General features: G+C 34.2%; 19 protein-coding genes. 6 read left to right on the top strand and 13 right to left on the bottom strand.

Features of this window, described 5'->3' with window-relative positions; all coding sequences use genetic code 11:
• Positions 1–142 precede the first annotated feature (142 nt).
• On the top strand, positions 143–478 hold the full coding sequence (locus tag JOC86_RS25345) for a hypothetical protein (RefSeq protein WP_419096079.1): 336 nt from the start codon (positions 143–145) through the stop codon (positions 476–478).
• Between the two features lie 526 nt (positions 479–1,004).
• Complete coding sequence (locus JOC86_RS15555) at positions 1,005–1,475, top strand: YkyB family protein (protein ID WP_239587636.1); 471 nt, start codon at positions 1,005–1,007, stop codon at positions 1,473–1,475.
• A 102-nt stretch (positions 1,476–1,577) separates the two neighbouring features.
• Here the strand turns inward: JOC86_RS15555 and JOC86_RS15550 are convergent, their stop codons facing one another.
• The 3 genes from JOC86_RS15550 to JOC86_RS15540 all read right to left on the bottom strand — a co-directional run bounded on the left by JOC86_RS15550 (position 1,578) and on the right by JOC86_RS15540 (position 4,766).
• On the bottom strand, positions 1,578–2,483 hold the full coding sequence (locus tag JOC86_RS15550; RefSeq protein ID WP_205173833.1) for a chemotaxis protein CheW: 906 nt from the start codon (positions 2,481–2,483) through the stop codon (positions 1,578–1,580).
• 229 nt (positions 2,484–2,712) lie between these two features.
• The gene (locus tag JOC86_RS15545) at positions 2,713–3,159 is read right to left on the bottom strand and encodes a TlpA family protein disulfide reductase (RefSeq protein ID WP_205173832.1); all 447 of its coding nucleotides are present in this window, start codon (positions 3,157–3,159) and stop codon (positions 2,713–2,715) included.
• Positions 3,160–3,455: 296 nt separating this feature from the next.
• Positions 3,456–4,766: an MFS transporter gene (locus JOC86_RS15540; protein ID WP_205173831.1), complete on the bottom strand. Its 1,311-nt coding sequence runs from the start codon at positions 4,764–4,766 to the stop codon at positions 3,456–3,458.
• A gap of 380 nt (positions 4,767–5,146) precedes the next feature.
• Between JOC86_RS15540 and JOC86_RS15535 the strand changes: the two genes are divergently transcribed.
• The gene (locus JOC86_RS15535) at positions 5,147–6,295 is read left to right on the top strand and encodes an aminotransferase A (RefSeq protein ID WP_205173830.1); all 1,149 of its coding nucleotides are present in this window, start codon (positions 5,147–5,149) and stop codon (positions 6,293–6,295) included.
• 97 nt (positions 6,296–6,392) lie between these two features.
• Here the strand turns inward: JOC86_RS15535 and JOC86_RS15530 are convergent, their stop codons facing one another.
• From JOC86_RS15530 to JOC86_RS15505, 6 genes are all read right to left on the bottom strand, one after another.
• The gene (locus JOC86_RS15530) at positions 6,393–6,569 is read right to left on the bottom strand and encodes a hypothetical protein (RefSeq protein ID WP_205173829.1); all 177 of its coding nucleotides are present in this window, start codon (positions 6,567–6,569) and stop codon (positions 6,393–6,395) included.
• A gap of 359 nt (positions 6,570–6,928) precedes the next feature.
• Entirely contained in the window at positions 6,929–8,647 is a 1,719-nt protein-coding gene (gene ptsP / locus JOC86_RS15525; protein ID WP_205173828.1) for a phosphoenolpyruvate--protein phosphotransferase, read from the bottom strand.
• On the bottom strand, positions 8,647–8,913 hold the full coding sequence (locus JOC86_RS15520) for a phosphocarrier protein HPr (protein ID WP_205173827.1): 267 nt from the start codon (positions 8,911–8,913) through the stop codon (positions 8,647–8,649). The genes ptsP and JOC86_RS15520 overlap by 1 nt, the downstream gene beginning before the upstream one ends.
• Before the next feature lie 573 nt (positions 8,914–9,486).
• A complete protein-coding gene (locus JOC86_RS15515; RefSeq protein ID WP_205173826.1) occupies positions 9,487–9,744 on the bottom strand; it encodes a hypothetical protein in 258 nt (85 codons plus the stop codon).
• A gap of 318 nt (positions 9,745–10,062) precedes the next feature.
• On the bottom strand, positions 10,063–10,653 hold the full coding sequence (locus tag JOC86_RS15510) for a cell wall hydrolase (RefSeq protein WP_205173825.1): 591 nt from the start codon (positions 10,651–10,653) through the stop codon (positions 10,063–10,065).
• Between the two features lie 427 nt (positions 10,654–11,080).
• Positions 11,081–11,296, bottom strand: coding sequence for a hypothetical protein (locus JOC86_RS15505; RefSeq protein ID WP_205174245.1), 216 nt, complete (start codon positions 11,294–11,296; stop codon positions 11,081–11,083).
• Positions 11,297–11,452: 156 nt separating this feature from the next.
• Here JOC86_RS15505 and JOC86_RS15500 point away from each other — a divergent pair, with 156 nt between their 5' ends.
• A complete protein-coding gene (locus JOC86_RS15500) occupies positions 11,453–11,632 on the top strand; it encodes a YkvS family protein (protein ID WP_205173824.1) in 180 nt (59 codons plus the stop codon).
• Between the two features lie 120 nt (positions 11,633–11,752).
• Here JOC86_RS15500 and JOC86_RS24740 read toward each other — a convergent pair whose 3' ends face one another.
• On the bottom strand, positions 11,753–11,884 hold the full coding sequence (locus JOC86_RS24740; protein ID WP_239587635.1) for a DUF6254 family protein: 132 nt from the start codon (positions 11,882–11,884) through the stop codon (positions 11,753–11,755).
• A gap of 171 nt (positions 11,885–12,055) precedes the next feature.
• A complete protein-coding gene (locus tag JOC86_RS15495; protein ID WP_205173823.1) occupies positions 12,056–13,093 on the bottom strand; it encodes a YkvI family membrane protein in 1,038 nt (345 codons plus the stop codon).
• Between the two features lie 281 nt (positions 13,094–13,374).
• Between JOC86_RS15495 and JOC86_RS15490 the strand changes: the two genes are divergently transcribed.
• On the top strand, positions 13,375–15,486 hold the full coding sequence (locus JOC86_RS15490) for an ATP-dependent Clp protease ATP-binding subunit (RefSeq protein WP_205173822.1): 2,112 nt from the start codon (positions 13,375–13,377) through the stop codon (positions 15,484–15,486).
• Positions 15,487–16,054: 568 nt separating this feature from the next.
• A complete protein-coding gene (locus JOC86_RS15485) occupies positions 16,055–17,263 on the top strand; it encodes an ATP-binding protein (protein WP_205173821.1) in 1,209 nt (402 codons plus the stop codon).
• 249 nt (positions 17,264–17,512) lie between these two features.
• Here JOC86_RS15485 and JOC86_RS15480 read toward each other — a convergent pair whose 3' ends face one another.
• Positions 17,513–19,204: a M3 family oligoendopeptidase gene (locus tag JOC86_RS15480; RefSeq protein ID WP_205173820.1), complete on the bottom strand. Its 1,692-nt coding sequence runs from the start codon at positions 19,202–19,204 to the stop codon at positions 17,513–17,515.
• 239 nt (positions 19,205–19,443) lie between these two features.
• Complete coding sequence (locus JOC86_RS15475; RefSeq protein WP_419096078.1) at positions 19,444–19,893, bottom strand: MarR family winged helix-turn-helix transcriptional regulator; 450 nt, start codon at positions 19,891–19,893, stop codon at positions 19,444–19,446.
• Between the last annotated feature and the right edge of the window lie 69 nt (positions 19,894–19,962).

Here is a 19,962-nt window from a genome sequence, read left to right as displayed (position 1 = left end):
AGGGAAAGGGCAAGAATAGTTGTCAATTAATCTAGATTTATCAGATTTCTTATACCGCAGACTGTGCCCAACAATAAGAAGTACAGGCGCATATAGCAAAAGTATCCATAAACTAGGTGTATAAAGAAAGGAGGTATGTATTATGTACCAGCCCCCTTATTATTATCCAAATATGGGATATCCAATGAGAGGCGGAAACCAAAGATTCTTTCCATTCTTCGGACTTCCATTTATAGCAGGTGGTTTAGCAGGGCTTGCCATTAGCCCATTCCTGTGGGGCGGATTTGGCGGTCGACCTTGTTGCCCTCCTTATTATCCTCCATACGCGCCATATGGACCAGGAGCTTATGGAGGAGCACCATATGGTCCTGGAGCTTATGGCGGTGCACCATATGGAGCTGGACCATATTCAAATTACAGTGGAGGAGGAAATGCTCCATACAGTGTTACAGAAAATATAAATGTATACCCAAAATAATAGAAAAACAAAGATCTAAAACGGGGGTTCTACACTTCAAGAGCTTCCCCGTTTTTATTTTTTAATCCTCCTACGAATGTTCTTTCTCATCCTCATAAGATTAAAATGGTGTAATCACTCTGACAGGTTTATTCACATTTAAATCTTCTTTTGTTTTTTATGGCTGTTTTCTAAAAGATTGTTGTTTTTATAGATCCAAAATTTTTGTAAAAAGGTTGTCCATCGCTGCAGGTACTAGACTCCTGTGGAAGTAGCGGGACAGGTGAAGCCCAAACAGGAGCAAGGCGACGAGGAGGCTCACCACCCCCCCGCGGAAAGCGAGATCCTTCTGCTCCAACCAACTAACCCCATTTCAAATAACAGCAATGTTTCGAAAACAGCGATTTTTATTAATTTATTTTATTAAGAAAATTCATTTCCCCTTTAGAAATCCGTGTTTTCTAAGCAAAAATCCTACTGAACTTCCCATTCATACGATTAAAATGTATAATAGTATTATAAAATTATTTCGAAAGGAGTTATTAATTTGCGGAATCCAAATCAATCCTCTCCCCTATCCGCTACTGTAATAAACCTCTCTAAAGCCATTTTTACAGTAAATCGACATGCTAAAACAGCTATTAATCCCGGATATCTCTATTATTTAAAAAAACAAGCCCTATTAAAAATGATCAAAGAAGGCAAGGCCCATAAAGTCGGTCTACATTTTTCTAATAATCCAAAATATAGCCAGCAGCAATCAGACGTCCTAGTATCATGTGGAGAATATACCTTCCATATACCTCCTATGAAAAAGGATTTCGAAGAATTACCACACTTAGGTAACCTAAATAAGAAATCAAGAAATCCTAAATGTCGAATGAGTTTATCTGAAGCGAAATCAATACTTGAAGGGTATACAGGCATAGTTGAGAAGAATTCCAACAATAGGAAAAAGCCAACATCAAATAAATATAATAAACCTGTATTTAAGAAACTCGGTGATAGTTTCTTCTAATTTTTCTCTCAACATTTTAGCGCATTAACGCAAATATTCGTCAAAGTAAAAAAGGATTTCTCTTGAGGAATCCTTTTTAGTTTATTTATATTATCACTTTGACTAAAGGATATACTGATCAACCTTCAGTACAAGTTCAGCAATATCTGGCTTACTTACCTGATCTTCTGCCCCTACCATTTCTCCTTTATGTTTGAGATCTTTAGTAATTAAGGAAGAAAAGATAATACATGGTAACTTATGTAAAGCTTCATGATTCTTAATTTTTTTAGTAAGGTGATGCCCGTCCATTTGCGGCATTTCAATATCGGTTATGACTAACTGGACCTTCTCTTCAATTGCTTTAGAATCTTCAGCTAATGATTCAAGATATTTAAACGCATCATGACCATTTTCAAAAAAATCTACATCCAAATAGCCTGCTTCTGATAATGTATCGATCAGTAGTTTCCTTAATAAAGGAGAATCTTCTGCAACTACGATTTTCTTATGTATCCTCTCTCTTTTCCCTAGCTTTTTCAAGTCCTTCATTTGAATACTTGATTCAGGATTGATTTCAACCATAACACTCTCAAAATCTAGTAGTAAAATCATTTTGTTATCACGCTTTATGACTCCGATAATCTTGGATGCTCCTCCTTGATACATGTCAGAGGGCTTTTCAATTTGATCCCATGAAATTCTATGTATTTGTATGACATTATTGACATGAAATACGACTTTCTGCTTGTTAAACTCTGATACTATAAATTTAGCTTGATTTGAATCACTTAGGGGAGATAATTGTAGAACCTTTGACATATCTATAACTGGTAATACTTCTCCCCTAAGCTGGATGATTCCCTCAACATTAAGGTGTGAATGGGGAATATGAGTAACTGGAATTGGTTGAATAATTTCCTTGACCTTGATGACATTGATACCAAATCGACTGCCTCCTACTTCAAATTCAACAATCTCCAACTCATTAGTTCCACTCTTTAATAGAATCCCTTTCTCCTCTTTCACAAATTGACACCTTCCTCACTTTTTCTATAATATATCATGCTGGGAAGGGAAATTCTTTAAATGAAGGATTTTTTTTCTAGTTTTTTTACTATTAAGCTAGAGGTCTTCAGAGAAAGGACACGATTTAATTCCCGATTTGTCGATTGGCTATTAAAAAGCATATATAATACCATTTGAAACAAGCACGGTTATAAAAATTTCCCTAGTGATTCTTCGCTTTGTCAGATTCTTATTTTTCAGTCCCAAGTACACGATTAATTCTTTTACGTAACATATTCATACCACTTCCACCTGCTTGAAAGTGACGAAGCTTTCCTTCCTCATCAAACACATAGTATGCTGGTACATATTTATTTTCAAAAGCATCTGTTAATTTATGATCACTGTCAACGAAGATTGGCTGTGTAATATCATGACCTAATGCCATTTGTTCAATAACCCCTATATCAAGATCGTCTTCAGAACGTGGCATATGAACGGCTACAACATTTAGCTCATCCTCATATTCATCTCTTAAATCATTGATTTCCGGCATAGCTTCTTTACAAAGATGGCAACTAACTGACCAAAAATGAATAAGTGTTGGCTTATGCCCTGTTAAATCATTTTTTGTCAACTCTTCATTAATCCATTTAGTTGCTCCTGTCAATTCTGGCATTTCAGTTCGTAATTTCATTTCATTTCACTCCTATTAATTATAGTAATTTTTTATTTATAATTATTATTATTTAATACGTTTTATATTATATAAACGATAATCATTCTCGTCAATAGTTTTACCTTATTATTTTTAATTAGAGTGTATTCGAATGCATTGTTTGTTAATTGAAAACAACAATCTTTTAGAAACCAACCATTAATCAAAAAGGGCTGCCCCAAAATCAGGTGTCGAGAACCACATCTTCTATCAATGGAAGATCAGAATAGTTCCGGAACCATTTTGGGACAACCCTTATATTCGTTATTTACTTATTAATTAGTTTCCTTCACTCTTGCATGAAAAATTAATCCAATAATCGTCATGATGATTAATGATCCTAACGCTAAGCGACTTGCCAGATTACCGTAGCTGGAAAATGCGAGTGTAATGCTTCCATATATTAGTGGTCCAAGGATGCTTGACACCTTACCAGAAAAAGCAAACAATCCAAAGAATTGACCTCTTTTCTCCGTTGGTGTCAGCTCTACAATTAGCGTTCGCGACGTAACCCACATAGACCCAAGTGCTACTCCAAACATACTGCCCGCAACCCAAAACATCCATTCACTGTATGCAAACACAGCAATGGTAAGAGATAGGAGCATTAACCACCCTACATAAGCTACACCTCGCTTAGCACCAACCTGTCTAGTTATTAAGCCAAAAATAAAGGAACCAATGACACTTGAAACGGTCGATACTAAATAAAGCAATATGAATTCTGATGTTGAAAAACCGACTATAGCCTTAGCATAGACTGCCATCATGGCAATCGTTGTGGCAATTGCATCATTTAAGAAGAAATACGCAACCATGAAAGTAAAGACACCTTTAAACGATTTCATCTCTTTAAATGTTGTAATGATCTCTCTATAACCGGAAAGAAATGATTGTTTCGTTTTTGGCGGGTTCGGTTTTTCTTTAATAAAAATGAATAAAGGCAAAGAGAACAATAAAAATAATAGTGAGGTTGGTATGAAGGCTTCATGGAAGCCTGAATCCCCAACATAAAGATAAACGGTAAGTCCGAGCAATGTCCCCAAATAGCCTACTGCCACACCAAATCCAGAAATAACTGGTATCTCTTCCTTTTTACCTAGATCACCAATCATTGAATCATAAAATACTAAGCTTGAATGATAAAAGAATTTTGATAAAATAAACAATACTATAACCATCGTTAAAGTGATTGGTAACCCAAATATCTCTGTATTCGATTTAAGACCTCCAAAGACACCCATTAGAAAAGTGCCTGCCACTGCAATCAAGGTAAAAATCATAATATACTTCTTTCTTCTGCCTGTACGGTCAATCATTACTCCGAATAAAGGTGAGAATAAAACTAATAAAAAGCTAGCAAATGCATTAGCATATGAAATAAAAGTACTTGCTATTTGATTAAGAACTTCATTTTCTCCAACCACTTCCTGCAAATAGAAAGGAAAGAATATCGTATTAATATTCGAAGAAAATATTGTATTCGCAAAATCGTACAATGCCCAAGATATGATTGGTAATGTAAATAACAGCTTAAAATTACTTTTGGGTTTTTCAATCTGTGGTCTTGGTTGTTGAAATCCCATCCTTACTCCCCCTCTCTTTGACCTATACCCTTTCCACTTTTTGTTCCTATTTTCCTTTTCTTTTACAAAAACTTAATATAATTTATTATGAAAACAAGGAAATCAGCACTAAAAGCAATAAATAAAAAGACAGGTAAATGGCTTGTTCTATGGATTATTGGAAACTTTCTCGACTCTCAAGCCTAAAAACCCTGTCTTTTCAATTTCTCTTTACGAATTCCCGACTTTCAATTTATACATTATTCAAAGCATTATCTTTGCTACAACAAACGATATTCTTTTTAATATCTTTTTTATATGATTAATCACTTCTATCAATCGTCAACTACTCTTTTTTAATGTAAAATAATGAAAAGGTTAGAAAAAAGAAGGTGTTAATAATGGAACATTTGATTAATCAAAACGTAAAGAGCATCCAAATTTCAGGCATCAGGCGTTTTTTCAATATGATTTCCGGCATTGAAGACATGATTTCTTTAACAATTGGGCAGCCAGATTTTCAAACGCCACAACATATTAAAGAAGCTGCCAAAGAAGCTATTGACGAAGGATTTACGAATTATACCCATAATGCTGGCTTCCCTGGGCTTAGAGAAGCAGCGGCGCTTTATTTAAAAAATAAATATGACCTTACATATAATTTAAATGAAGTGATTATTACTAATGGTGCATCACAGGCAATCGATGCAGCATTACGGACGATCCTGTCTCCTGGGGATGAAGTCATATTACCAGGACCTGTTTATCCAGGCTATGAGCCTATCATTACCCTATGCAATGCAACTCCAATATACGCAGATACAAGAAATACTAAATTTAAATTAACAAAACAAATTCTAGAAGAATCTATTACTGCAAAAACAAAATGTATCATACTCCCTTACCCATCAAATCCTACTGGCGTAAGCTTGACTGAAGAAGAATTAGGTGAGATTGCAAACTTTATTAGGGATAAGAATATATTTATTTTAGCTGATGAAATTTATAGTGAACTGACATTCGATCGACAACATACCTCAATCGCAAAATTATTGAGAAAACAAACAATTGTTATTAATGGATTATCTAAATCACATTCAATGACGGGCTGGAGAATCGGAATTTTATCTGCACCTGAGGAATTATTGCAGCATATTTTAAAAGTCCATCAATATAATGTTTCATGTGCTTCCTCTATATCCCAAAAGGCAGCGTATGCAGCATTAACTAAAGGAGCAGATGATGGAGTAAAAATGAAGAAAACGTATAAACAGCGAAGAGATTATGCGTATCGAAGATTGTTAGGTATGGGATTTAAAGTTGTAAATCCAGACGGTGCCTTTTATTTCTTTGTTAAAATCCCAGAATCAATCAAAAAAGATTCACTAACATTTGCTTTAGAATTAGCACAATCCCATAAGGTTGGAGTCGTTCCTGGGAATGCTTTCTCCCCTCTAGGAGAAGGTTATATACGAATATCCTACGCTTGTTCTAAAGAGTTGTTAGAGGAAGGGTTAAATAGAATTGAGTCATATCTAAATAACTTCTAGTAACTTCAAGGCTGTCCCAAATGAATGGTGTCTGGAACTTCTACTTGGTTCGGAACCTATTTTGGGAAAGCCTTGACTTTTTTAGTTGCCCCACTTTTTAGCCTTTAAATTCACCATTATTTTTAGATGCTTTTTCTTTTTTGGCTTTATCTTTATGAATTTTATTAGTTGTTGCACTTCCAATTTCATGCGCAAACTCTTCATTTATAACAGCAGAGTCGAATCCTTTTTTATTTTTTTGCGCCGGATCATTTTTCTTTGTTCTTTTAGCCATTTTATCATCCCTCCTTATTACGCAACGATCCTCCTTATTTTTCTTTAACATCTTCAAAGTTATTCAAAGCATTATCAGAAAATATACTCCCTGTTATCACCTTTAAAAAATATCCTAAAAATATTTTTCTAATATACTTTAAAAAAGCGCTTACATCCTTTATAATTAACCTATCCTAATAAAACAGTGAACCAACTTTCATCTCCCGATTTTATTTTGGAAGAAAGAAAAAAGAACCAGATGCACCTCTACACCTGGTTCAAAAAAGGGGATAAAATGAGAATGAAAAGGCTATCTAAGTTCTACCGTAACGGGCAGTATTACTTTACCCTCATTATTTCCCGATAACACTTTATGAATTATTTTTTTGTGAATTTTTTTACTGTCTCAATGACTTGTTCATTCGTTTGGAGATTTAGAACTTCTTCAGCAAGCTTTTGCATTTCACTTTTACTTAATCGAAGAATTTGTGAACGTGCTTTCAATATAGAAGTTGCACTCATTGAAAATTCATCAAGTCCTAAGCCGAGTAGTATTGGAACAGCTATTTCATCGCCGGCCATTTCTCCACACATGCCTGCCCATTTACCTTCTTTATGAGCGGCGTCAATCACCATTTTAACTAATCTTAAGATGGCTGGATTATATGGCTGATATAAGTATGAAACTCTTTCATTCATACGGTCAGCTGCCATTGTATATTGAATTAAATCGTTTGTTCCAATTGAGAAAAAATCAACTTCTTTAGCAAAGATATCCGCCATTACTGCGGTCGAAGGAATTTCCACCATAATTCCAACCTCAATATCATTTGCTACTTTTATCCCATCTGTAACAAGCTTTTCTTTCTCTTCTTCTAAAATACTTTTAGCTTCACGGAACTCATCTAAATTCGAGATCATAGGGAACATGATTTTCAAATTTCCATACTGACTTGCACGAAGCAATGCTCTAAGCTGTGTTCGGAAAATACCTTGTTTCTCTAGGCATAACCGAATAGCACGGAATCCAAGGAAAGGATTCATTTCTTTTGGAAGATTCAAATATGGAAGCTCTTTGTCTCCTCCAATATCAAGTGTACGGACAACAACTGGCTTTCCTTCTAATCCTTCTAAAACGGCTTTATATGCTTCAAATTGTTCGTCTTCACTAGGTAATTCATTTCTTCCCATATAAAGAAATTCTGTTCTATATAAGCCGATTCCTTCCCCGCCATTATTTTTGACACCTTCAAGGTCTTTTGGAGTTCCAATATTCGCAGCTAGCTCAACATGGTGACCATCTGATGAAACAGTCTTTTCATTAATAAGCTTCGCCCATTCCGCTTTTTGGTCTTCGTACCTAGCCTGTTCTCTTTCGTATTCCTCAACGATTTCTTTAGTAGGATTAATATGTACTTCACCATTTAATCCATCGACAATTATGGTATCGCCATTTTCTATTTCAGAAGTTACTGATTTTGCTCCCACGACAGCTGGTATTTCCATAGATCTCGCCATAATCGCAGAATGTGATGTTCTTCCTCCGATATCAGTCGTGAACCCTTTAACAAACTGACGATTTAGTTGAGCTGTATCTGAAGGTGTTAAGTCTTCAGCAATTATGATAACTTCCTCTGAAATCATGCTCGGGTTTGAAATTTGTACCCCTAACAAATGAGAAAGCACCCGTTTTGTTACATCACGAATATCTGCAGCACGTTCTTTCATATATTCATTATCCATACTTTCAAACATAGAAATAAACATATCTGCAGTTTCTTTTAACGCATATTCAGCGTTAACACTATCGCTTTTAATTTTATCTTCGATAGGAGTTACTAACTCAGGATCACTTAAAACTAAAAGATGGGCATCAAAAATGGCAGCTTTATCAGCTCCAAGATCTTCATTTGCTTTATCTCTAATTGCTTCTAATTCTGATTTTGATGTACTTAAAGCTTTTTGAAAGCGCTCAACTTCTTGATCAACAGAATCAACGGACTTTTTTTCAAATGATAAATCCGGTTCAACTAAGCGATAAGCTTTTGCAATTGCGATTCCATTAGAAGCAGCAATTCCTTTTAAAATACTAGACATTATTCAGCTAAACCTTCTTTTTTAAGTGTTTCTTCTAAGCTGTTTAATGCTTCGTTTTCGTCGCTTCCTTCAGTAATAATTGTGATCTCAGCATCTTTACCAACACCTAGAGACATAACACCCATGATGGATTTAAGGTTAACTTTTTTTTCTTTGTATTGTAAGTGAACCTCAGAATCAAACTTGCTTGCTGTTTGAACTAGTAGTGTAGCTGGACGTGCATGAATTCCAGTATCTGCTGTAACTGTAAATTGTTTTTGTGCCATAAATAATCTACTCCTTAGATATATAATTTTACTTGCTTCATTAAATTATCTAATCTTCACCACTTCGTCAATGATTATAGTTAAATCTAATCAAAAATGAATGAAGAAAAATAGTAAGATAAGCCTTTTCATTTAAAAAGAATAGCACGGGATAGTAAGATAGACAATTGAATTGCCTACTTTTTTTTAGTATTTCATCATATTGTAAAGTTATGTTCACTATTTTCCACTATGAATTTGCATTTATTCTTTCCATTTACTATTTTACCACTTTTTACTTCCTAAAAAAGCAACTTCCTATGTATTTCAAAAGCTTTCAATAAAATGAAGTTGATAATTTTAAAATAAGGCTGTTTTCGTAAAAAGATAGTTGTTATTTAAAAAGAAGTTAAATGGTTGGTGCGGAAAGATCTCCCTTTCCGCGGGGTGGGCGGTGAGCATACTCATCGCCCTGCTCTTGCTTAGGTCTCACAGTCCCGCTACTCCCTCAGAAGCTGGTACCTGCAGCGAAGACCCACCTTTTTACAGAAATTTAAGTTCTTAAAAAAACAATCTTTTAGAAAACAGCCACCATTAAACAAAATGTTTTTTGTAGGTCATAATCGAATTGTAACTTACTTTTGCCTTTGTCACTGTTCCTTTTAATGTCGTTTCATGATCTTCTGATAGACCAGTATATAGATTCACCATATCACAAACACATCTAGCTAGAAGTTCAGTAGCATGTTTTAAATCTTTTTCATTGAATCGAGATTGGTCTTTCATTACCTCTTCAACAATATCAAGTGCGATACTTTTCACCCTAATCGCTTGTTCAACCTCAACTTTCATCTCCATAGCCCCTTTCTACTTTTCTAGTAAATTCTATGTAAGAATTGATAGATTAGAACAATAAAAAGGAACTATACTATCGACTTATTATGAAAATTGAAATAATTTACAAAATTTTAAGACTTTCATAATATAAATCGTACATTCAACACTTATTATTTTACTAAAACTGGTTGGAGTGATTGAATGGATTCAAATTTATTGGTGAGTCTTATTTTTATTTTTCTCATTGGGGTGTTAAATTTATTTTTGCTTAGAAAATCATAACTAATAGTCGGAACCACATTATTTCCCCATATTATTGTGGTTCCTGATTTATTATTTAGCAAATACATGATTACCGATTGTTATAGTTGTTTGGCGCGAAAATACCCATTTACTACTGGATGTATCAGGGTTATAGAAAAAGACAGATCCCTGCCCTTGACCGTTAAATGCTAGAGCTTCATTGACAGCCTCATAGTCTTCTTGAGTAGCTCTTTCATTTATGGTTCCTGTTTGAACAGGAGTAAATGCATAATGACCATTTACTTTTTGATAGATGACTTCCTTCACTGAATCAGGGAAATCTCCATGATCCACTCTATTAAGAACAACTGTCGCAACAGCCACCTTACCAGCATATGGTTCGCCTTTCGCTTCTGCATGCACTAATTGCGCTAGTAATTGTCTATCTTCACTAGAAATAGAAGATGGTAATGTGAATTTTTGACCAGGATAAATTTTAGTAGATTCTAATTGATTAACATTTTTTAAATCAACAACTGATACTCCATACTCTTTTCCAATGTTCCAAAGGCTATCTCCCTCTTTTACTGTATACACCGAATTAGCTGAGGCTTCCTTTGTCTGAAATGCAAATATAGAAGCAGCCGCAATGGTAAGTAGTACTCCTTTTTTAATTAGCATATGTATCAACCTCCATAATCGAATTTCTTTCTTAAGATAACAAGGAAATCGATTAATTTCATTCGGAAATCGTTTCCACTACACTGCTTTTTTATAGGCTGTTTTCGTAAACACTGCTGTTATTAGAAAAGGAGTTAGTTGGTTTCCACTCCAACCTTTTACAAAAATTTGTGTTCTTAAAAAACAACAATCTTTAAATAAGAGAACTCTAATTTCTTTTAATAGGAAGTGCCTTGGACTCTTCTGGTGCTAGGCTAATGATAATGTAGGGAAAAGCAAATATATATTCCCATATAATAAGTGTACCCATATTTTCAGGGAAATTCCGAGTATATTTAGACATATCCTTATTACGAACTTTTAAATTTATAAGGATCACTCCTCGACAGAACTTCCCTATATTTTGAAGCGGCTTAGCCTCTTCCGTCTAGCTCCTTGGCTCATTTAAAAAGCGATAAATAACACTTCCACCATGCTGTGCAATCCCCCTAAAATGCTTAAAATCTGGTTCCTTAACAAGCACACTACGAAAATCAAGAAAATCCTCTTTGGCTATTGTAATTTCTTCCGTTTCTCTTTTTCTTAAACCTTCAAGCAAGCTTACGATTGTATCTTTATCCAATAGCTTTCTTTCTCCCTTCATTTCTTTTACATACACTACAAGGATAATCATTTATTAGTAAAATGAAAATAGTTAAAAAAATTCACTGAATTCTAACAAAATACTTTACCTTTTTACAATCTTAAGGCAAACTGTTATTAATTGTATGTTGATTATAGTGAGAAGGGGAGATTGTTCTTGAAAAAAGCAGAGGTAGGAAACTTAATTGAATTTAAAGAAGGATTAAGAGGGATTGTTGAAAAAGTAAACGAAAACTCTGTTATAGTTGATTTAACATATATGGAAAACTATCGTGATCTTGAACTAGAAGAAAAAACCGTAGTCAACCATAAAAACTATAAGATTGTTCAGGCATAGCCTATTCGATCTAGTTGATGAGCATAACTCATTAATCAATAATCAATCATTACAAAGCTTAAGGGACTGACCAGATAAAGTGTCACTCCCTTTCCACTCATTATTTTGACAAAATGATTATTAATGCTTTTCTGTACTCTTTTCAAGCGGTTCTTCAGCTAATTGCTTGAATGATTCTACTTTCCCATGCGAATTTTGATCTTGCTTTCTTACATCCCATTGTCTTTCTTTCTCTTTTTTAGATTTCGTCAACGTTATCCCTCCTTCATTGTTATCTTGAACGTTTTTTATCAAAATTAAACTCATACTTTGTTTATGCTCCAGTCTCACAGGGTTCAATTTACCATGAGTAAAAAAGATATAGGTATACTCAACTCTCTCTCTTGAAATGATTTATGGATCAATAGTTTTCGATTGTCACCATTATGATTGTATCCGCGGTTTCATCCATAGTAGGACAATATAAATTAAGCTTAAATAGCCGAATAGGGGATATAAATAGGCCAACAACTGACTATATTCAAATAAACTTAATAAATAGATCATTAAAAAAATTAAACTAAACACCCATAATCTAGATCCGCTCCAATATTGGCTTAATTGTTTTTCTAAACCAAATACTCCCCCTATTACAGAAGTGAAAATTTCCCCATAAATGATGAAAATATAAATAAAGTAAATACCCTGAACCATCCCTTTTACAACGACTGCCATTGGAATTTGATATAAAGTTAAATTTGGAATCATTACAAGTGTAAAATGACTAGAGATGAGAATAATGGTTAAAAGAACACCTCCAATAATTCCACCATATCGTATCGTTTTAAGATCATCTGCTTCCCCCGCAATGGGGACTAAAACAGCTGATGCCATGGAAAGATTAAAAGCTACATACGAAAAGGGAGCTATGACTGATTTCCAACCATCATCAACGTGTGGAATGATAAGAAGCGTTTCAAGAAATTCAGAGTCATTTACTGAATGAAGCATAAGGATTAGATTAAAGAGAATCATGATGGGCACAACAAATGAATTAACGGCAAATAGCCCTTTTGTTCCCACGGCCATAACAATAAAGCCAAGGAAAATTGTTAATAATACACCCCATTGCTTCGGAAACTCAAGCTGTTCTTGAAATACCGCACCAGCACCAGAAAGCATAACTGCCGTAACACCAACCAACATAAACATCATCAACAAATTCATAAATTTCGAAAGCCATTTACCAAATAAATATTCGTTCAATTCCTCATAAGAAGATGCTTTTAGTTGGTGAGCTTTAATCATCATTTTAGTTCCCAGTACAATAAATAAATATCCACTCATGAGGATGGCTAATAATCCAATAAAGCCAAACCTGGTAAAGAATTCAACTATTTCTCTTCCTGTTGCAAATCCTGCTCCAATAACAGTTCCTACATAAACAGCTGCTATTTGGAAAGCTCCTGATAATCGATTCAACCTTTAACCACCGCCTAAATTTCCTTATACATCTACCTTATGTACAAGCAATCAAAATCAGAAGTACGAAAAAAACTGTATCGTCTATCATCTCATTTCATCCATGGACTCCTCTCTTTGATTAAGGTAATAATTTCCTAGGTTCAAATACTTGAAAGTCAAAGATAGTCAAATTATAATGAAGTCAAAGGTCAGGAATAGTCAAATTTTTCGCTGACACTTTTTCTTGGTCGATTGGTCAAAGATAATCAAAGTCAAATATGATATAGGAGGTTTTGTTGATGTTATGTCAGCAGTGTCAAGAAAGAAAAGCAAATATTAACCTTCATTTAAATATAAACGGTCAAAACAAAGAAATGCACTTATGTACTAGTTGTTATCAACAAACAAAAAAGAAAATTGGTACTGGAGCCTTCCCAACGAATCTAAATGGCCAAAACTTTTCAGATTTTGAGGGATTATTTAAAAATAATGGTTTTCCTAAAATGTCATCTAGTGTACAAACAGAAGAGACTCAAAATAATTCCTTCTTGGATCAATTTGGACGAAATTTAACCTCAATAGCAAAAAAAGGATTAATCGATCCTGTAATAGGTAGAAATAATGAAATTGAACGAGTCATTGAGGTTCTAAATCGTAGAAATAAGAATAACCCGGTACTTATTGGAGAACCTGGTGTAGGAAAAACAGCCATTGCTGAAGGTCTAGCAAATCGTATTGCTGATGGTGATGTTCCTTCAAAACTTATAAACAAACAAGTTTATTTATTGGATGTTTCGTCTCTAGTAGCAAATACAGGTGTCCGTGGGCAATTTGAAGAAAGAATGCAACAATTAATCTCTGAAGTTCAAAAACAAGAAAACGTTATATTATTTGTTGATGAAATTCATTTACTAGTAGGGGCAGGTTCTGCAGAGGGAAGCATGGATGCAGGCAACATTCTTAAACCCGCCCTTGCTCGGGGTGAATTACAGATTGTAGGAGCGACGACACTAAAAGAGTATCGCCAAATTGAGAAGGATGCAGCCCTTGAAAGACGTTTTCAACCAATACAGGTTAATGAACCGTCTCCAAATGAAGCGTTAGAAATTATTTATGGATTAAAAGGAACATATGAAGATTATCATAACGTCTCCTTTCACGAGGATGCATTAAAGGCATGTGTAAATCTTTCTCATCGTTATATCCAAGATCGTTTCTTACCTGATAAAGCCATTGACCTGTTAGATGAAGCGGGGTCAAAATTAAATTTAACTATAAAAGACAATAGAAGCAATAATGAACGTCTAAAACGAATAGAAGTTGAGAAACAGAAAGCTTTAGCAGACGAAAATTACGAATTAGCTGCAAAATTAAGAGATGAAGAACTTGAAATAGTACATCAAACGAAGGAAGGAACAGAACAGATACGCCCTCAAGTAACGATTTTTCATATTCAGGAGTTAATTGAAAAGAAAACAGGTATTCCAGTTGGCAAGCTTCAAAGCGACGAACAATTAAAAGTGAAACACCTAGAAGTAAATTTAAACAAAAATGTAATTGGGCAAAATGAGGCAGTCGAAAAAGTGGCAAAAGCAATTCGCCGTAGTCGTGCAGGATTAAAATCGAAAAATCGTCCAATTGGATCATTCCTATTTGTAGGACCTACTGGAGTAGGAAAAACAGAGTTAACAAAAACGCTGGCAGAAGAGTTATTTGGATCAAAGGAAGCCCTCATCCGTCTCGATATGAGTGAATTTATGGAAAAGCATAGTGTATCAAAACTAATTGGGTCGCCTCCTGGATATGTCGGACACGAAGAGGCAGGACAATTATCTGAAAAGGTTCGACGTAATCCGTATAGTATTATTTTATTGGATGAAATAGAAAAAGCCCATCCTGATGTACAGCATATGTTCCTACAAATTCTTGAAGATGGTCGTTTAACCGATAGCCAAGGTCGTACTGTTAGCTTTAAAGAAACGGTTATCGTAATGACAAGTAATGCAGGTGTTGAAGTAAAAAACAATACAGTAGGATTTGAAACTGGCGCAATCCAAGAATCAACTGTTTTAGCTTCTCTAACTCAATATTTCAGACCAGAATTTTTAAATCGACTTGATAACATTATTGAGTTTAACTCATTATCCAAAGAGTCTTTACTTTCCATTGTAGAAATATTATTAAATGAGTTAAAAGATACTCTTTACGAGCAAAATATCACTTTATCTGTCAATCAAGAAGTTAAAGAAAAAATTGTAGAACTAGGTTACCATCCTGTATACGGGGCAAGACCATTAAGAAGAGTGATCCAAGAAAAAATAGAAGATTCGATTGCTGATATTTTATTGGATTCTCCAGAAACTAATAGCCTTAACGTTTCTCTAGAAAAAGGACAAATTCAAATCAAATAATCATTATTATCCTGGTACGAGACAAAAGTACCAGGTTTTTTCTTCACAGCCCTCGTTATAGATTAAGGAGTTAAATTTACCACCCAAAATTATTCCTGAATTTCCTCGACAATAACAATAATATCAATGATTTTATGTATATACATTGCCCTAATCACTATTTTTAGCTAAAATTTAACAGAGGATTGTATTAGATAAAGTGAGGTACTAATTTCATGGAACGGCATCAGCTTATTGAGGACAGAAATAAACTAATTATATACATACTTTTTCCTATCTATATCATTGATACTATGTTTTATACCTTTGTAGAAGGGGGATGGCTATTTCTATGGCCGCCAGTTGGCCCCATTCTGTCAATTATTTTTTTACTTCTGTAAAATTTAAGATCTCTCCAGTTAAAAAAATGTGTTTGACTATTTTATCAATCTATATTTATTTTGTTTATCTTAATATCATCGTGCCCGATTTAATTAATTATCTATTTTTCCTTTTTGTTGTGATTGTGTCTGCATTCTATCAGTCTATTAGAGTGGTATTATATTCAAGCATACTTACAATATCTACAATGATTATACTTCCTTTATACTTGGGTAAAGAGATGATTTCGAATGTAAGCATGCTTGAATTTCCATACATAATATTATTAGCCATATTTATTACAATTGTCGTTTTGCTCTTTATTAAATTTGCTAATACTCTCTATGAAAAAGCATACTTTAACGAAAAACAAGCTAAACTTGAACTGAAATCAACTCGTACATCGCTTGATGCTTTTTTTGACAATTCAAACGAAGCATTTGCTATTGTTGATCCAGACCATCACGTCCTAAAAGCTAATAATCGTTTTAAAACTCTTTTCTTTACTCGATCGAACAAGTATACATCGTATAATAAAATGATCTCTGCTATTGATCATGATTGGAAAACAGCTCCTAAGGTATTAGAGTTAGAATTGACGTTTCCCATTAATTACGATATAAAAATACTTGATTGCTCGTTTGCCCCATTAATGAATGAAGATGAACAGCTTTCATCCTACTCTGTCATCATTCGTGATATCACTGAGAAGAGGCAAATGGAAGAGTATGTTACGAATTCCGAAAAATTAAAAACAAGCGGGCAAATGGCTGCTGGTATTGCTCATGAAATTCGTAATCCTTTAACTGTTATCTCAGGATTTCTTCAGGTCATGAAGGAACAGAATAGCTTCCGACCACAGTACTTCAGTATTATCCATAATGAAGTGGAACGAATGAATGGAATCTTAAATGAATTTTTATTGCTTGCAAAGCCTTTAAAAGTTCAGTTAGAACGTAAATCAGTACATCATTTACTTGAAGATGTGATCCTCCTCTATGAATCTCAATCAAAAATGAAAAAGGTAGATTTGATATATGAGAACAGTAAGGAAGAGATTATGCTCGAATGTGATCCAAATCAATTGAAACAAGCATTTATTAATTTGCTTCAAAATGCACTCGAAGCCGTTCAAGGGACTGAAAACGGCCAAGTGAAAATTTCTTGTGTGAAAAAAAATGAATTAGAAATTAATATCATCGATAATGGTGTAGGAATACCGAAAGAGATTATTGAAAAAGTGGGAACCCCTTTCTTTACTACAAAATCAAATGGTACGGGTTTAGGATTAATGATCACTCAAAAAATCATTGGTCAGCATGGTGGTAAATTAGAAATCATCGATAGTAATGATAATGGGACCCACATTGTAATCAAGCTTCCTTACATAAATCAACTACTAACAAAAATGAATTGAATTATGAATCGTCCAAATAAAAAATTCTTAAAAAAAGAGTAATTTCCTTGGATAATGGATGAAAAGATAAGTGGCATCGCTTTTCTCTCCCCATCCTGTCGTTACCTGACAAGCATAAGATAAGCCAGATAAAAGGAGTGTCTATCCTCCTCTATCTGGCTTGTCTTTATCTTTACGGTTACAACCTTTACACTTTTTTATCCAAATACAACCTTAAATATATTCCTTTCATATTACTATATCTTCATTTTACAATTCTCTGTCATTCACCTTTTCTAGCCACTTTCGAATTGGCTCAACAACCGAATGTACAGAGCCTTCTTCGAATGGTGATAAAAGGTTAGCTGATTTAACTAGGTTTAAGAAAGATTGACTTCCTCCTAAACGACAGAGAGATAGATAATCATCCCAAACCGCTTCTCCCTCATTCGATTTATTCCAAAATTGAAAAGCGCAAATTTGAGCTAAAGTATAATCAATATAATAAAATGGTGTTGTATAAATATGACTCTGTCTTTGCCAATACCCACCTGATTCTAAATATTCATTCCCGTCGTAATCTTTATGAGGTAAATACTTTTCTTCTAATTTCCTCCATTTAATTTTTCTTTCTTGAGGAGTAGCATTTGGATTTTCATATACATAGTGCTGGAATTCATCTACCGCCACTCCATAAGGTAGAAATAATAACCCACTGCTCAAATGTGAGAATTTATATTTTTCCGTTTCTTCTTCAAAGAAAAGTTCCATCCAAGGCCATGTAAGAAACTCCATACTCATGGAATGAATTTCACAAGCTTCATAGGTTGGCCAAATATATTCAGGGATCTCAAAATCTTTACTAGAATACACCTGAAATGCGTGACCAGCTTCATGAGTTAGAACATCGATATCACCTGATGTTCCATTAAAGTTAGAGAAAATAAATGGTGCCTTGTAATCACTTATATACGTACAATAGCCACCTCCTGCCTTCCCCTTCTTCGCCTCTAAATCCATTAGGTTATTATTAATTAAGTAAGAGAAAAAATCATCTGTCTGAGGAGATAACTCCTTGTACATTTTTTGGCCGTTTTCCATAATCCACTGTGCAGAACCTTTAGGTGTCGCATTTCCACTGTCAAATTCAAAACCTTCATCAAAATATTTTAAATGATCTATTCCAATTCTTTTCTTTTGCCTTTTTTTCAATTCAGTCGCTAATGGTACGACATGTTCTTTTACTTGGTCGCGAAATACTTTTACCATTTCTGCATTATAATCAGTTCGTGTCATACGATAGTAGCCCAACTCAACAAAGTTCTTATACCCAAGCTTCTGAGCAATATCCGTTCTTACTTTAACTAATTCATCAAAAATAGTGTCCAGCTCTTTTTCATGCTCTTGAAAGAATGCAATCCTTACCTCACTAGATTCTCTTCTAATTTCCCTATCCTTTGATTCTGTGAATGGTTGAAGCTGTGCAAGTGTATATTCTTTCCCTTTAAATTGAATTTTCGCCGAAGCCAAAAGCTTAGTATATTGTGAAGACAATTTATTTTCTTTTTGCAATAGAGGTACAATTTCTGGAGAAAATGTCTTCAACTCTGCATCCGCTAAATCAAACAATTGACTTCCCCATTTATCCTCTAAGGATTTTCTATGGGGAGAATCAATAAGTGCACGATAATATTCTGAAACTAGCCCCTGAATTGAAGGTTGTAATTCATCCATATAATCTTGTTCAGTTTGATAGAATTCATCATTGGTATCAATAGTGTGACGTATGTAACAAATATTAACCATTGTATCTACTCGATTTCGGATGGAGTTAATCTCCTTCATTAAGGTTTCGCACTCTTCTAATGTTGTAGATTCTTTAAATTCTTTAAGCATATTTTTAAATTCACTTTCCACTTCCTCTAATACGGGTCTTTCGTATCTAAATTGTTCAAATTTCATTTTTTTGCCTCCTATTCTCTCCATAATATTCGATAACAGCTTCTCAAACTCCTCTATCAATTGAAGCGAACATCCTTTTTATTAGTAAAACCATTCATTATTTTAAAAATAAGGCTCTATTCGTCATGATTGTTGTTATTTAACCCGCAGCTAATAAGATGTATTTCCGACTGATCTTAGGTAGCAACAAACTTTTAGAAACAGCCAAAAATAAAAAAAACCTCGAATCGAGGTCGAATTTAATAGGACAGATCTTTTATAGAAAGTCCTACTTTCTTTAACAAATTAATAGCAATATCCTTCTCTTCATTACTAATAACTGACATAAGTTTATGAATCCTCTCCTCATGCTCAGGGAATATTTCAGCAATGAACTCTTTACCACTTTCAGTAATCTGAGCGTAGGTGACCCTGCGATCGTTAGGGCATGCCACACGCTTAATAAGCCCTTTTTTCTCAAGCTTATCTACTACATAGGTAATACTCCCACTTGCTAATAGTATTTTTCCACCTATTTGTTGAAGAGGTTGATCTCCTTTGTGATAGAGAAGTTCTAGGACTCCAAATTCTGTTGGATTTAAGTCTTTCTCTTGGATAAATTTATTTACTTCTTCATTTATTGCCTTAAAGGCTCTTGATAGGACGATAAATAGTTTTAATGATTGTTCAATGTCATTTCTTTCACTCATCATGTATTCATTCCTTTAAATGTATAAATATCTCAATTTCAAACTATTATACAAAAGTGAAAAGGAACT

The sequence above is a fragment of the Rossellomorea pakistanensis genome, from assembly GCF_016908495.1.
GTDB classification, from domain to species: Bacteria; Bacillota; Bacilli; order Bacillales; family Bacillaceae_B; genus Rossellomorea; species Rossellomorea pakistanensis.
This window is presented reverse-complemented; position numbering and strand designations above follow the sequence as displayed.